17 protein-coding genes and 1 tRNA gene are annotated in these 12,904 nt (G+C 62.5%); 5 read left to right on the forward strand and 13 right to left on the reverse strand.

The annotated features are described in order from the left end of the window. The first annotated feature begins 355 nt into the window (after positions 1-355). The 4 genes from proS to LB568_RS18110 all read left to right on the forward strand — a co-directional run bounded on the left by proS (position 356) and on the right by LB568_RS18110 (position 5,580). Entirely contained in the window at positions 356-1,684 is a 1,329-nt protein-coding gene (gene proS / locus LB568_RS18095; protein WP_224730838.1) for a proline--tRNA ligase, read from the forward strand. After that, entirely contained in the window at positions 1,681-2,967 is a 1,287-nt protein-coding gene (locus tag LB568_RS18100) for a lipoprotein-releasing ABC transporter permease subunit (RefSeq protein ID WP_224730839.1), read from the forward strand. The genes proS and LB568_RS18100 overlap by 4 nt, the downstream gene beginning before the upstream one ends. After that, positions 2,964-3,647 (forward strand): ABC transporter ATP-binding protein, encoded by a 684-nt coding sequence (locus tag LB568_RS18105; protein ID WP_174324799.1) that lies wholly within the window; start codon positions 2,964-2,966, stop codon positions 3,645-3,647. The genes LB568_RS18100 and LB568_RS18105 overlap by 4 nt, the downstream gene beginning before the upstream one ends. Positions 3,648-4,329: 682 nt before the next feature. After that, positions 4,330-5,580, forward strand: a complete 1,251-nt coding sequence (locus tag LB568_RS18110; protein WP_224730840.1) for a site-2 protease family protein — start codon at positions 4,330-4,332, stop codon at positions 5,578-5,580. 20 nt (positions 5,581-5,600) lie between these two features. Here the strand turns inward: LB568_RS18110 and lipB are convergent, their stop codons facing one another. Next, the gene (gene lipB / locus LB568_RS18115) at positions 5,601-6,344 is read right to left on the reverse strand and encodes a lipoyl(octanoyl) transferase LipB (RefSeq protein ID WP_140575987.1); all 744 of its coding nucleotides are present in this window, start codon (positions 6,342-6,344) and stop codon (positions 5,601-5,603) included. 234 nt (positions 6,345-6,578) lie between these two features. On the opposite strand from lipB, the gene LB568_RS18120 reads away from it, so the two are divergent. Continuing rightward, positions 6,579-6,663, forward strand: a tRNA-Leu gene (locus LB568_RS18120). A 30-nt stretch (positions 6,664-6,693) separates the two neighbouring features. Here LB568_RS18120 and LB568_RS18125 read toward each other — a convergent pair. From LB568_RS18125 to LB568_RS18180, 12 genes are read right to left on the reverse strand one after another with little or no spacing between them, the layout of a single operon-like run. Continuing rightward, complete coding sequence (locus LB568_RS18125) at positions 6,694-7,779, reverse strand: tyrosine-type recombinase/integrase (protein WP_224730841.1); 1,086 nt, start codon at positions 7,777-7,779, stop codon at positions 6,694-6,696. Next, entirely contained in the window at positions 7,776-7,949 is a 174-nt protein-coding gene (locus tag LB568_RS18130; protein WP_224730842.1) for a hypothetical protein, read from the reverse strand. The genes LB568_RS18125 and LB568_RS18130 overlap by 4 nt, the downstream gene beginning before the upstream one ends. Beyond that, complete coding sequence (locus tag LB568_RS18135; protein ID WP_224730843.1) at positions 7,946-8,260, reverse strand: hypothetical protein; 315 nt, start codon at positions 8,258-8,260, stop codon at positions 7,946-7,948. The genes LB568_RS18130 and LB568_RS18135 overlap by 4 nt, the downstream gene beginning before the upstream one ends. Continuing rightward, on the reverse strand, positions 8,257-8,487 hold the full coding sequence (locus LB568_RS18140; RefSeq protein WP_224730844.1) for a hypothetical protein: 231 nt from the start codon (positions 8,485-8,487) through the stop codon (positions 8,257-8,259). The genes LB568_RS18135 and LB568_RS18140 overlap by 4 nt, the downstream gene beginning before the upstream one ends. After that, positions 8,484-9,074 carry a hypothetical protein gene (locus LB568_RS18145; RefSeq protein WP_224730845.1) on the reverse strand — a complete coding sequence of 197 codons (591 nt, stop codon included), beginning with the start codon at positions 9,072-9,074 and terminating at the stop codon, positions 8,484-8,486. The genes LB568_RS18140 and LB568_RS18145 overlap by 4 nt, the downstream gene beginning before the upstream one ends. Then, positions 9,071-9,370, reverse strand: a complete 300-nt coding sequence (locus LB568_RS18150) for a hypothetical protein (protein WP_224730846.1) — start codon at positions 9,368-9,370, stop codon at positions 9,071-9,073. The genes LB568_RS18145 and LB568_RS18150 overlap by 4 nt, the downstream gene beginning before the upstream one ends. Positions 9,371-9,414: 44 nt before the next feature. Beyond that, a complete protein-coding gene (locus tag LB568_RS18155; RefSeq protein WP_224730847.1) occupies positions 9,415-9,822 on the reverse strand; it encodes an HNH endonuclease in 408 nt (135 codons plus the stop codon). Continuing rightward, positions 9,822-10,031, reverse strand: a complete 210-nt coding sequence (locus LB568_RS18160; protein WP_224730848.1) for a hypothetical protein — start codon at positions 10,029-10,031, stop codon at positions 9,822-9,824. The genes LB568_RS18155 and LB568_RS18160 overlap by 1 nt, the downstream gene beginning before the upstream one ends. Continuing rightward, on the reverse strand, positions 10,028-10,222 hold the full coding sequence (locus LB568_RS18165; RefSeq protein WP_224730849.1) for a hypothetical protein: 195 nt from the start codon (positions 10,220-10,222) through the stop codon (positions 10,028-10,030). Before LB568_RS18165 ends, LB568_RS18160 begins: the two co-directional genes overlap by 4 nt. Next, a complete protein-coding gene (locus LB568_RS18170) occupies positions 10,222-11,661 on the reverse strand; it encodes an AAA family ATPase (protein ID WP_224730850.1) in 1,440 nt (479 codons plus the stop codon). Before LB568_RS18170 ends, LB568_RS18165 begins: the two co-directional genes overlap by 1 nt. Next, positions 11,658-12,674 (reverse strand): PD-(D/E)XK nuclease-like domain-containing protein, encoded by a 1,017-nt coding sequence (locus LB568_RS18175; protein ID WP_224730851.1) that lies wholly within the window; start codon positions 12,672-12,674, stop codon positions 11,658-11,660. Before LB568_RS18175 ends, LB568_RS18170 begins: the two co-directional genes overlap by 4 nt. After that, positions 12,671-12,889, reverse strand: coding sequence for a hypothetical protein (locus LB568_RS18180; protein WP_224730852.1), 219 nt, complete (start codon positions 12,887-12,889; stop codon positions 12,671-12,673). The genes LB568_RS18175 and LB568_RS18180 overlap by 4 nt, the downstream gene beginning before the upstream one ends. Positions 12,890-12,904 lie beyond the last annotated feature (15 nt).

Below are 12,904 nucleotides of genomic sequence, written 5' to 3' on the forward strand. Positions count from 1 at the left end.
CTAAGCCGAATGAAAATGTCACGAAGAATTTTGCCTCGAAACAGGCATTCTCGTGCTGCACTGCACAATAGTATGGCATGCTTTGCTTTCGAAACGACCAGCAGTGTCCAAGGGAGCCTTTACGGCATGTTCTGCATTGACGCGCGCAAAGAATTGGAGGCCAAATCCGAAGTGGTTCGGCACGCTCGATTGCCAGCGCGGCCTGACCCGGGAACCAAGGGATTCCGGGCCGGAAGGCGCTGATGTGCGGCTATGGCCGGGTTTCCATTCCGCCATGAAATGGCTATGAAGCCGGGGCAAGCAAACCTGCGTCGCGCCGATTCTGGTGCGGCCGTTCTCATTCACGGACCAGTCCATGCGTTTGTCGCGCTATTTCCTGCCTATCCTCAAAGAAAATCCGCGCGAGGCCGAGATCGTCTCGCACCGGCTGATGCTGCGTGCCGGCATGATCCGCCAGCAGGGGCAGGGCAGTTTTTCCTGGCTGCCGCTCGGCAAGCGGGTGCTGGACAAGGTCTGCCAGATTATCCGCGAGGAGCAGAATCGCGCCGGTGCGATGGAAATCCTGATGCCGACCATCCAGTCGGCCGATTTGTGGCGCGAAAGCGGCCGCTATGACGATTACGGCAAGGAGATGCTGCGCATCAAGGACCGGCAGGACCGCGACATGCTCTACGGTCCGACCAATGAGGAAGTGGTCACCGAAATCGTCCGCGCCTACGTCAAGTCCTACAAGGACCTGCCGCTCAATCTCTACCACATCCAGTGGAAGTTTCGTGACGAGGTGCGGCCGCGCTTCGGCGTCATGCGCTCGCGCGAATTCCTGATGAAGGACGCCTATTCCTTCGACCTCGATTTCGAGGGCGCCAAGACGGCTTACAACAGGATGTTCGTGTCCTATCTCAGGACCTTCACGCGCATGGGCCTGCAAGCTATCCCGATGCGGGCCGATACCGGGCCGATCGGCGGCGATCTCAGCCACGAATTCATCATCCTGGCCGACACCGGCGAGAGCCAGGTCTATTGCGATCGCGATTATCTGTCGCTTCAGGTGCCCGGCGAAAACACCGACTTTGCCAATGACGGCGAGATCGCCGACATCGTCAAGACGTGGACGACGCCTTACGCCGCCACCGACGAGATGCATGACGAAGCGGCGTGGGACAAGCTCGGCGAAGCCGACCGTGTCTCGGCGCGGGGCATCGAGGTCGGCCATATCTTCCATTTCGGCGACAAATATTCCAAGCCCATGGGCGCCAAGGTGACCGGCCCCGACGGCAAGGATCATTTCGTCTCCGGCGGTTCCTACGGCATCGGCCCGTCACGGCTGGTCGCTGCGATCATCGAAGCCAGCCACGACGAGAACGGCATCATCTGGCCGGAAGCCGTGGCGCCGTTCGACATCGGCGTGATCAACATGAAGGCGGGCGATGCCGGCTGCGACCGCGTCTGCGACGAGCTTTATGCCGCCTTTGCCGACGCCGGCAAGGATGTGCTCTACGACGACACCGACCAGCGGCCGGGCGGCAAGTTCGCCACCGCCGACCTGATCGGCCTGCCATGGCAGGTGATCGTCGGGCCGCGTGGCGTCGCCGCCGGCGAGGTCGAAATCAAGAACCGCAAGACCGGCGAGCGCGAGACGCTGCCGATCGCTGAGGCGAAAAAACGCTTCGGTGCCGCCGCATGAGCGAGGCGGCCGCAGCAAGATCGGCGGGCGCCGGTCCCTTTTCCATCTTCGAACGCACGGTCGCATGGCGCTACCTGCGTTCGCGGCGCAAGGAGACGGTGATCTCGGTCATCGCCTCGATCTCCTTCCTCGGCATCATGCTGGGCGTCGCGACGCTGATCGTGGTGATGGCCGTGATGAACGGGTTCCGCGCCGAGCTGTTGACGCGGATTCTCGGCGTCAACGGCCATTTGATCGTGCAGCCAATCGATTCGCCGCTCGAGGATTACGCCCAGGTCGCCGGCCGCATCAACGAGGTGCCCGGCGTCAAATACGCCATCCCGCTGATCGACGGCCAGGTGCTGGCGCAAGGCAATGTCGGTGGCGGCACCGGTGCGCTGGTGCGTGGCATACGCGCCGAGGATCTCGGCAAGATCGCCATCGTCGCCAACAACATCAAACAGGGTTCGCTCGCCGATTTCGACAGCGGCGAGGGCGTCGCCATCGGCAAGCGCATGGCCGAGAATCTCGGCCTGACGCTGGGCGACACCATCACGCTGATCTCGCCCGATGGCGACGTGACGCCGATCGGCACGACGCCGCGCATGAAGGGTTACAAGATTTCGGCGATCTTCGAAGTCGGCATGTCGGAATATGATACCTCCATCGTCTACATGCCGTTCTCCGAGGCGCAGCTCTATTTCAACATGGACGGACGCGCGCAGACGATCGAGATCTATGTAGACAATCCCGACGATGTCGACGCGCTGAAACCGAAGGTGGAAGCGGCGGCGCAGCGGCCGATCGATATGGTCGACTGGCGCCAGCGCAACGAGACCTTCTTTTCCGCCCTGCAGGTCGAACGCAATGTCATGTTCATGATCCTGACGCTGATCGTGCTGGTGGCGGCCCTCAACATCATTTCGGGCCTGATCATGCTGGTGAAGGACAAGGGCCACGACATCGCCATCCTGCGCACCATGGGCGCCTCGCGCGGCGCCATCCTGCGCATCTTCCTGATGACAGGGGCTGCGATCGGCGTCACCGGCACGCTTGCCGGCGTGCTGCTCGGCGTCGTCATCTGCACCAATATCGAATCGATCCGCCAGTTCTTCTCCTGGATGACCGGCAAGGTGCTGTTCAACCCCGAGCTCTACTTCCTCAGCCAGCTGCCGGCAAAGATGGATCCGCGCGAGACGACCTATGTCATCATCATGGCGCTCGGCCTGTCCTTCCTGGCAACCGTGTTTCCGGCATGGCGGGCGGCTCGCCTCGATCCGGTCGAAGCCTTGAGGTACGAATAGTGGCCGAGGTCATTATCGAGCTGAAGAGCGTCGAGCGGCACTATGTCCAGGGGCCGCGTAAGCTCACCATCCTGAATGGCGCCGATTTTGCGCTGCGGCGCGGCGAGATGGTGGCGCTGGTGGCGCCTTCGGGCACCGGCAAGTCGACGCTGCTGCACACCGCCGGGCTGCTGGAACGCCCCGACGCCGGTGACGTCATCCTGTCCGGCCGGGCCTGCGGGCGGCTCTCCGACGACGAACGCACCTCGATCCGCCGCAACGATGTCGGCTTCGTCTACCAGTTCCATCATCTGCTGCCGGAGTTTTCCGCACTGGAAAACATCATGATGCCGCAACTGATCAAGGGGCTGAGCCGCAAGGAAGCGTCCGAGCGCGCCGCGCAGCTGCTCGACTACATGCAGATCGGCAAGCGCGCCTCGCACCGGCCGGCCGAGTTATCCGGCGGCGAGCAACAGCGAGTCGCCATCGCGCGCGCGGTCGCCAATGCGCCGCTGGTGTTGTTGGCCGACGAGCCGACCGGCAATCTCGATCCGGTTACCGCCTCTTACGTCTTCGAGGCGCTGGAGGCGCTGGTCCGGCAGTCGGGCCTCGCCGCGCTGATCGCCACCCACAATCACGAGCTGGCATCGCGCATGGACCGGCGCGTCACGCTGGCCGACGGCAAGGTGGTGCCGCTTTAGGGGCACCTCGCTGCAGGGGCGAGTCCACCCTGGACACCTCCAGCGAGAGTTTCCGCGGATATAGTTGTCGTCAGGGATTGTGATCTCTTCGAGAGTCGCTCGGGCTCAGAACCGCCAGTGAGCATTCAGTGCGATCAGGGTGGAAGAGATCGCGACCATCGCCAGGATGAGCAGCCAGGTTACAAAGTTGCGAGAGAGGCGCCACCGGCGGCCTTGTCTCATGCGCTTTCGCCAGCGATCGGCTTGATTGGCGCCTTTGTGTTGCCCCACGTCCATCACTCGGTAGTCGCACAGCTTAGCCACTATTGTCTCGACCGAGATTGAGCGCAAGCTGGCGTGCCTGTTGATAGGTGCCGCGCCGTCAACCTTTTCTTAACCCTGCCGATTTGATCGCTCGAAGATTCCGGCCGCGGGCGGATTCTGCTCGTTGACTTTGAAACAAAATTAGAACAAATTGCGAACATATCAACAACAGGAGAGAGTTATGACCGATCTGGTTCAGGATGTCGTCTCGCTGGTTTGCATGAGTGCGTTTCTCGTTTCCATGGCGATCTGGATCGGAGCCATGTGATTTGGCGGCTTGCGCCGCCGCAGTTCCGGCGGGCGCAACCCCCCCCCGCCGTTAAGCCTTTCTTGCCGCCGCGACGTTAGGGTTCTCCACCAAGGCAGGAGCAACGTCCAGGTGTCGCCCATCATCACCGCCATTCTGGTGGTCAGCAATCTCGGGCTGATCTTTCTCTTGATGACCGTGCCGCTTGGTTTGCGCACGGTCAGGTCCAGCCGCGTGGTTGCCATGGACCGGCAGCGCCTCTGGCAGGCGCTGTGGCCGCTCGGCAGCGATGCCGGCTGGTCCGGCGAGATCCTGTCGGCGCAAGCGCTGGACGGGGAGGGCGAGGCCCGCATCATGCTGTCATGGGAAGGCCGCGACGGCAAGCCGATCGAGCGCAGGTCGAAGCTCGAAGACGTCGTCGAAGGCAGCAGCTTCACGATGCGCGTCATCGAGGACACCGCTCTCGATGGCTCGTTCTGGAAGGATTATAGCGAGACCACGGATCTCGTTTCGGAAGGCGGCGGCACGCGGGTGACGCTCGGCCGGACCGACCGCTACCGTGGCGTCGCCTTCCTGGTGTTCCGTTATTTCGCCATGCGCCGCGAACTTTCCAAGCTGCAGCGCTGGGCGGTCACCGGGCAGTATCGCAAGGGCGGCTGGTTCGAGCATCCGCTGAGCCAGGTCGGTTTCGCCGTGCTGTCGGCACTGATCCTGTGGCCGTTCTTCGGGCTGCACCTCGGCGGGCTGGCGCTGGCCTCGATCCTGACGTCGGTCGTGGCCTTGCACGAACTCGGCCACATGGCGGCGTTCCGCCTGATGGGCCACCGCAAGGCGCGGATGATCTTCATCCCGCTGCTCGGCGGCATCGCCATTGGCGGCCGGCCCTACAACAGCCGTTTCGAGGTGGCCTTCGTGGCGCTGATGGGGGCGGGGTTCTCCGCCTTCCTGGTGCCGATCGTCATTGCCGCCAGCGTGTTTGCCGGCGGCGAGGGGCACAAGGCCGCCGCCGCGCTGCTGGCGGCACTGGCGGGTTGTGCTGCCCTGTTCAACATCGCCAATCTGGTGCCGGTGTGGAAGTTCGACGGCGGCCAGGTGCTGCGCCAGATCTGCCCGGGGTCGATCGTGCTGGCGCTGGCCTCGTTCTTCCTGCTGTCCGCCTTCCTGGCGCTCGGCCGGCAGGCTGGCTTCTCGTCAGGGTTCCTGATCGTCGCGGGAGCGGTCTTTTCGATCCTCAGCCTGCTGACGGTGGGCAGCGGGATAAAGCCGCGTCACGAACTGGAGCCGATCCGCATCGTCGACCGCTTCGCCATCGCCGGCGCGCTGCTGGCGGTATTCGTCATCCATGGCTGCGGTGTGTTATGGGCGTCGGCGCAGCTCATCTGAGCCGCCCCGGATTGAAAGGCTCAACCGGCCTTGCGGGCCGCTTTGACAGGCAACGCGATGGCCGGGCCGAAGACATCCTCGAAGGCGGATTTCAGCGCCAGATCGAGGTCGGCCATGCCAACGGGAAGGCCGAGGTCGACGAGGCTGGTGACGCCATGATCCTGGACGCCACACGGCACGATGCCGCTGAAATGGGAGAGCTCCGGCTCGACATTGATGGCGATGCCGTGAAAGCTCACCCAGCGCCGCAGCCGGATGCCGATGGCCGCGATCTTGTCTTCGGCCGGAGAGCCGTCCGGCAGTGCGGGGCGATCGGGCCGCACCACCCAGACGCCGACCCGATCCTCACGGCGTTCGCCGCGCACATTGAAGGCGGCGAGCGTGCCGATGATCCACTGTTCGAGCGCCGCGACGAAGGCGCGCACATCCTCGCGGCGCCGCTTCAGGTCGAGCATCACATAGGCAACCCGCTGGCCCGGCCCATGATAGGTGTATTCGCCGCCGCGTCCTGCCGAAAAGACCGGAAAGCGGTCAGGCTCGATCAGGTCCTCGATGCGGGCACTGGTGCCGGCGGTGTAGAGCGGCGGGTGTTCGACCAGCCAGACCATTTCGCCGGCGGCACCACTGCGGATCGCCTCGGCGCGCGCCTCCATGAAGGCAAGCGCGTCGGGATAGGCGGTGAGGCCGGGCTCGAGGCGCCATTCGACCGGCGCTGACCCGGGCAGGGGCAGGAATGACGTGGCGATCTGGCTGCGTTCTGTCATGGCGTGTCGCTTTTTGCCCATGCATACCATAGCCCAAGACCGCCTTGCACTTCCGGGCGACATGCATTTGCTTCCATATGGCCTCAAACGGGCAAAACGTCCAGTTCCGGCCCAGTTTTCCAATCCTGTGGACCGTTATGCCAATCGCTTGAGATTATTGCTCGCGGCGCACTTGTTTCGCCGGAAACGATTTGCTACACGCCGCGAGCCGGTCGGTTCCGGCTCCTACCACGTGCGGTCGTGGCGGAATTGGTAGACGCGCAGCGTTGAGGTCGCTGTGGGGCAACCCGTGGAAGTTCGAGTCTTCTCGACCGCACCATTTGGCTTTTGAGCCTTTGTAAAGCATTGATTACCCTACCATTTTTTCTGGGTGAGGGCCATCGGAAACTTGGGGAGGGCGTTGAGCGTTCTCTATTTTTTCTGACGCCTGCCGAGATAGCCGCTTGCGCTCTGCCTTCTGAGTGTAGAGCTTCGACATCATTCCGCCCTCCCAGCCGAACAGCGCATCAAGCTCTTTATCGGTCGCGCCAGCTTCCGCTGCCCTCGTCGCGCCAATCTTTCTCACGCCGTGGGCCGATCGCCTTTTGAGCCCAGCCCCATTGCAGGCGACCCGGAAATAATTCCCGAAGCTCTCCTTTGTCAGCGGCTTGCCGTTGCTCCCGACGATCAGCGCCAGATCTCCGGTAGGGCCGGTGGCCAGCGTCTTGGCCAGCACCGGCAGAATCGGGATGCTGACCTCCATCTTGAATTTGCTCTTCTCTGTCCGAATAGTGGCCACGCCGTCGCGGATGTGTTGCTTGCCGATCATGACGGCATCGCCCCGGCGCAGGCCGGTATAGAGCAGGACGTGCAGCCAGACCCGTTCCTTGGTCCCGGCTGGCCACCGCGCCTCAAACGCGTCCACGTCATCCTCAGACCATGCAATGAAGCCGTCACCTGCTTGGCGCTTGGGGTTCTTCACGCTCTCAGTCGGGTCAACCGCAACGAACTCGGCATCGAGCGCCCAGCGGAACAGGCCGCGCATCGCGTCGAGATAGTTCCGCGCCTGTGCCGGCGTCGAGGCGCGCGCTTCCCGGCCGTTGACGATCGACTTGCGCGAGATCGATTTGTAGGGGTGATGGCCAGCCTTGGCGACGACGCCTTTGAGGATGTTGTCCCGTTGCCGTCTGGTAGCCGCAGACAGGGCCGCGTAGGCGCCGCTGTCCTTGTAGCGAGTGATGAGCCATGCGAGGCTGCCGGCACCCGCCAGCGCCTTCCTTGGCGGCTCTATGGCGGCAAGAGCGGCCAGATATTTGGCGTCAAAGTCTGGGGCGTTCAAATCTGGGAGCCGAGTACGTTTCCCCTTGTCCTTTCGGAAATAGAAAACGACCTTGCCGTGGCGCGAGCGCTGACGGGCGACGAAGGGTGGCAGCTTCCTGGGCATACCCTCGGTCAAAGCTCGATATCCTTTCCGGGGTCAATTATCCGCTCTGGCTGTGCGTCAGCCTTGGGGATAAGGCGCACAACGACTTCTCCGATCTTGACTTCCGCGACATGGCCTGCCTTGGCGGCTCCACGGCACAGGACCGTGATCTGTCGTTCTGTCAGCGCCAGCGCCCTCGTCATTTTGTCGCTTCTCCAGAGGGAGGGGCGGCGCGGATAGCGGATTGGCACGTTATTAAGACAGCAACGACCGTACGAAATTCCTGTGCGGTCACCTCGCCGCAATGAAGGCTGAGATGGTCTCGGCGTTTCCATGGCTGAAGCAAAGCTTCGCACCGCTCGCGCTCGGCAACCAGAAGCGCCACCACATCCTTGTAAAGCCGTTCGCATGAAATGTCGTGCGCCAGGTATTCGCCGGCAAACCGGGTGGCGATCTGCTCGATGTCAGCAGGCGTCCCGCTCTTCACCGCCTTGCTGGGGGAGGGCTGGGTCATGGGCGCACCTGTTTCGGCTCGCGAACGGGTGCAGTGCGCTGGCGGCACCACGTCAGACCGTATTGCGACCAATCAGGCGCGGACTTGACGCCAGTCCAGAAGCGGACGAAGTACGACCGCGCCTGCTCCTTCGTGTCGAATATCTCGGGCGTCCACAGATTGCCCTGCGGGTTGAGAATGCCCCAGCCGTCACGACTGTTGGATAGCGGCTTGCGCGGGTCGCTCATGGTTCCCTCACGGAAGAGAGGGCAGCCTCGACCATGATGCGGTAAATTTCGGCGCATTCGTCTGTGCTGAGCGTGACCTTGCGCTTGCCGCTACCTGTTTCCAGATATCTATCCATCGGGATCGCGCGGATCGCGGCGTTCTGCATTTCCGGCGTAGACTCTTTCGGCACAAGCACCCAGCCGACCTTCACCGCCAGTTCTGGCGCTGCGGGGGTGGAAAGGACATAGCCGGCAGCGGTCAATGCATTGACGATATCGAACGTGCATTCGATGCGAAGCTCTTCGGACAAATCCAGCGCGTCGAAAATGACCTGACGCAGTGCGGCCTCTCCCTCCCGCTCGCCGATCTCGCGATACTTGGCTTGGAACGCTTCGACCATTTCGTCAGTGACAGTCGTCGCCTCTCCGCTCCCCGCTGCTATAGGGGTGCTGAATTCCTCGCAAAAGTTGGCAATGAGGTCGGCAAAACGGTGGAGCGCGCCACGCTTGAACGATATGTTCCAAGAGCGCGGGCCGTACTCCTCGCCGCCGGCTTCCTTCGCCAGCCGCTCGATAACGGCTTGGGTCAGCGTCTCTCCCCTGTTCATGGCTTGGTGCCTCCATTCGCGCGAAGGATTGCGGCCTCTGCGAGCGTGCAAAGCTCATGGCCTGGCATGTCCATTTCGATGCAGCGACGGCGCACTTCCTCTGCAAAGGCGAGAAGATCGGGAGCGGCGGCGATCAGGTGCGCATCGGCTTCGCGATTTTCGGACTGGATGCCATCGGGGCAGAGAGCCAGTTTCATGCTGCTGCCAGTGATCGGCAGGGAAACGTGCCACTCATCGTATTTGTGTTTGTAAAAGCACGACCACGGTCCCGGCGTATGCTTCGGCGCTTCAGTCATTCTTCCATCTCCTGTAATGTCCGGGGCTTCCGGGGCGCGATGCTTCATGGGGATGTCCTCGCGGCGTAGATGCGCTTTGGAGGGAGTGCAGCCTTGGACGATCGCTCGGGCTTGTCGGGTTTAGGGAATGCGGGGCCGCGCAGTTTGCCGGCGGGCTTGGTGATGCCCAGGTTGCGCGCTGTCTGCCGGTTGATCTTGGCGCGGACCGCGGCCTCGGCCTTCGTCTTGCGCTTGTGCGGCTCGCCAAGGACGGCGTGAAGGTTTTTCTCCCGGTTTTCACCGTGAAGCCAGAGCGGGACGATGTGGTCGAACTCGATCTTGTCGCCGGGCACAAACACATGGCCGGAGAGGGCGCACTTGTTGTCTTGGCGATCGAGGATGCGCAACTGGCACGACTTCGGCGGGCGGGCGTCGTCGTTCTTGCCGATCCACTCGGTCACGGTGCGGGCCATCAGCGCACCGCCTTCCGGCCACAGGACGCCGCCAGGCTCGAATTCGTCGCGGCCCGCAGATCGCCATCCAGATAGCGGAAGGCCCTATGCTTGCCCTTCCTGAACTGCTGCTGGGCTATGATGGCAGCCCGTCGGCGTTCAGCTATGCGCATGGCCCTTTCGGCTCGCTTGCCGTTCAGCCAGCGGAAGAATGGGGCGAGGGGGCTCATGGCGCACCTGCCGGCGCATAGTCTCGAATGTTGCGGGTCGGGCCTGTCCACTCGATATGAGCGGCAATGATCTTCCTGATGAAGGCCGAGACGTTTTCGTCCTCTTCGGCCGCTCGCTCGCGGATCAGGTCAAGGAACTCGGTCGGCCAGTCCATCTTCATAGACGAGAGGTGCGGATTGGTAGGCGACATCAGATCAGTCCCTCCAGGTATTTGCGCGCGGCCGGCGCTTGCAGTTCGCCCTTGACCACCTTGTCGGCGGTATCGAAGCACGCCTTCACGAAGTCGAGCCGCGCGGGTAGGGCTTCCTTCCAAGCGTTCTTGGCGAACTCGACATTGGACCGGCGCTGCTTGGCGTCGGGAACGCTAGGATCCACGGCCAGCGCCATGAACTTGTCGAGGCATTCGGCCATCAGGTTTCGGGTGATGAGATCGGAGGCCGGCAGCGCGGACTGACTATCAGCCGCTTCATGCTCGCCGGCCTCCGGGTCCGCCGCTTCAGCGGGTTCGATAGGATCGGCAGCGACGGCCTGGGCGTCGGGGGACGGGGGATCGCCGTCGCTGCCTTGACCGCCAATGCTGGAGACATCAGCGGGGTCTTCAATGGTTGTTTGCTGCTCGCTAGCAGAGGCGCCAGACATCGTTGCGGTCTCGCGGATGACATGGGCGCGGTCGAAGCCGCCATCGTCTGGTGAGGCTCCCTGTGCGCCCGCAAGACGTTCCTCCAGCGACTTGTCTGAATGCTCGGCAAGCTCGGCCGCCATGAGGTCGCGAGCTGCGGCGACCGATTTGAAGGTGTCCTTCAGCGCTTCCATGGTTTTCTGCCGGGCAGGGGGCAATCCCTTCCACCAGTCGGCCAGTGCTTGCGTGCCGAGATTGGCAGCGTTCAGGCCTGACAGGCGGTCTGCCTTGAATACCGGATCGATGGCCGCGCCCTTATCGGCCCACATGCGGACGGCGTTGCCGCTACCGACGGTGATCTGCTGGCCTTCCTGAAAGCCGGCGCGCAAGTCGTCGGGGCACTTCTGCAGGAAAGGAACATGGGTGCCTTCCTCCAGCATCATGGAAACCGTCATCTCGTAGATGAACGACTTCTCCTGCACGACGACAAAGCCCTGGTTGACGATTTCGGTCTTGCCGTTGGCGCCCTTGACCTGTGCGACCTTCTCCTTGACCCGGCAGCAGAAGATGAGATGCGCCTTGGTCTGGAGCAGTTCGTTCATGAGCCGCTTGTGGGCGCCCTTCGGCTTCTTCCAGCAGTGCAGGCCGGCGCGCTTGGATGATTCCTCGATCTCTTCAGCCTGCTCCAGAACACCACCGGTGCCTTCCCATTCGTGGGAAATGCTATCGATGACGATTGCCGTATAGCCGGCGTCCTGAAAGGAATTGATCGCCTCGACGTACCTGGCCGACGTGAAAGGTGGATCCATATCGATGACGTCGAAGCCACCGCCGACATCGGCGTAGAACCGTGACCGCTTGTTCTCGGTGTCGATGAAGCCGATCTTGCCTTCAGGTCCGACCAGACCGCGCGCATAGAGGATGGCGCTATAGGTCTTGCCTGAACCGGACGGCCCGGCGATCGAGGTCAAGGTGAACGTCTTCTCGCGAACCGCGCGCTCGATTTTCATGCTGCTTTTCCTTTGAGAGCGGGCAAGGTGGGATCGTTTTCGTTCCGATCCGACCACCACTGCGGCGCGGACCAAGTCCGCATGTTGTCGAGATAGGTCGGCCAGTCGTTGGCCTTCAGGCACTCGGCGAAGACGTTCAGCGCCCGTCGGTTCTGCCGCATGGCGGTATGGATATCGCCATTGTCGAGCGGTTTGATGTTGAAGGCGTAGGGATAACTGGTCTCGACGAACAGCAGCACCGATTCATTGACCTGGCGCTGGCCGACTTCCTCGAGACAGGTGATCGCCAAGGCCATCTGTTGCAGATAGCCATAGTTGATGATCGACCGACCGATAGCGACCTGCGAAGCATCGGCGCACGTCTTCAGGTCCGCAATGATGGTGTCTCGCGGAATGCTGTCCGGCCGCGACTTCACCCAGACACCGGTCTTGGCATCCTTGGTAATGATTGACCGCTCGATGCGACCGCGCAGCAGATCGACCGCAACCTGGTTCTTCGCCAGCCGCTCGGCCATGCCGTGGATGTCGGAGACCTGCGACTTCAGAAGGACGGTCTTGCCAGCCTTGCGGGCGCCGGCGAGCCATTCCTTGCAGACCGTCGCGTTGCCGTTCCACGCCTTCCACTTGCCCTCGTCGTCCTCGTACTTCTCGGGCCGGACCACATAGTCGTCTTGGAACCCGTCTTCGGAAAGCAACAGGGTATGAACCGCGCGGCCGAAGTCGAGCGATGGCGTCGACGCTTCATCTTCCGGCCGATCCGGGTTGAGATACGACGTCGCGAAATAGTGCAGCGGCGATCGGTTTTCGATTTCGCGCAGACCGCTGGAGGAAATGGACGGCCCGACGGTCAACTGCCCATGGTAGGCGTCCATAGGGATCTTGCGGTAGATGCCAGGCTCGCTGATGGGCTGGCCGTTCCAGTCGCGCTCGCCGCGGCGGCCTTGCACGATGTTGCCCGCCACGGCGCCGACGCTTTCGAACTTGTCTTCTGTGATGTCGACAGGGTCGCTCATAGTCCAAACTCCTCAGCCAACGGCAAATCATCAAAGCTCGGGCCGGTGTCGGTCCCGGTGAAGCAGTCCGCGCAGGTGTATTGCGCCGGCTGGATGCGAAATCCGAAAGCGAACATGCCGCCGTCAGCCGTGATGCGAAGGCCGCTGGTCGCGCCGCAATATTCGCAGATCAGTTGTTCTGGCTCCTCGATCAGATTGATCGCGGCGTTGAGCATGGTGAGGTGATGATC

Source organism: Mesorhizobium sp. B263B2A (assembly GCF_020165775.1).
Classification (GTDB): Bacteria; Pseudomonadota; Alphaproteobacteria; order Rhizobiales; family Rhizobiaceae; genus Mesorhizobium; species Mesorhizobium opportunistum.

Bases quoted from the DNA above. Each gene is read 5' to 3' on its own strand.
- LB568_RS18180 (WP_224730852.1), bottom strand. From the start codon at position 12,889: ATGCTCAACGCCGCGATCAATCTGATCGAGGAGCCAGAACAACTGATC.
- LB568_RS18135 (WP_224730843.1), bottom strand. From the start codon at position 8,260: ATGACCCAGCCCTCCCCCAGCAAGGCGGTGAAGAGCGGGACGCCTGCT.
- LB568_RS18155 (WP_224730847.1), bottom strand. From the start codon at position 9,822: ATGGCCCGCACCGTGACCGAGTGGATCGGCAAGAACGACGACGCCCGC.
- LB568_RS18160 (WP_224730848.1), bottom strand. From the start codon at position 10,031: ATGAGCCCCCTCGCCCCATTCTTCCGCTGGCTGAACGGCAAGCGAGCC.
- LB568_RS18175 (WP_224730851.1), bottom strand. From the start codon at position 12,674: ATGAGCGACCCTGTCGACATCACAGAAGACAAGTTCGAAAGCGTCGGC.
- LB568_RS18150 (WP_224730846.1), bottom strand. From the start codon at position 9,370: ATGACTGAAGCGCCGAAGCATACGCCGGGACCGTGGTCGTGCTTTTAC.
- LB568_RS18100 (WP_224730839.1), top strand. From the start codon at position 1,681: ATGAGCGAGGCGGCCGCAGCAAGATCGGCGGGCGCCGGTCCCTTTTCC.
- proS (WP_224730838.1), top strand. From the start codon at position 356: ATGCGTTTGTCGCGCTATTTCCTGCCTATCCTCAAAGAAAATCCGCGC.
- LB568_RS18145 (WP_224730845.1), bottom strand. From the start codon at position 9,074: ATGAACAGGGGAGAGACGCTGACCCAAGCCGTTATCGAGCGGCTGGCG.
- lipB (WP_140575987.1), bottom strand. From the start codon at position 6,344: ATGACAGAACGCAGCCAGATCGCCACGTCATTCCTGCCCCTGCCCGGG.
- LB568_RS18170 (WP_224730850.1), bottom strand. From the start codon at position 11,661: ATGAAAATCGAGCGCGCGGTTCGCGAGAAGACGTTCACCTTGACCTCG.
- LB568_RS18165 (WP_224730849.1), bottom strand. From the start codon at position 10,222: ATGTCGCCTACCAATCCGCACCTCTCGTCTATGAAGATGGACTGGCCG.
- LB568_RS18140 (WP_224730844.1), bottom strand. From the start codon at position 8,487: ATGAGCGACCCGCGCAAGCCGCTATCCAACAGTCGTGACGGCTGGGGC.
- LB568_RS18130 (WP_224730842.1), bottom strand. From the start codon at position 7,949: ATGACGAGGGCGCTGGCGCTGACAGAACGACAGATCACGGTCCTGTGC.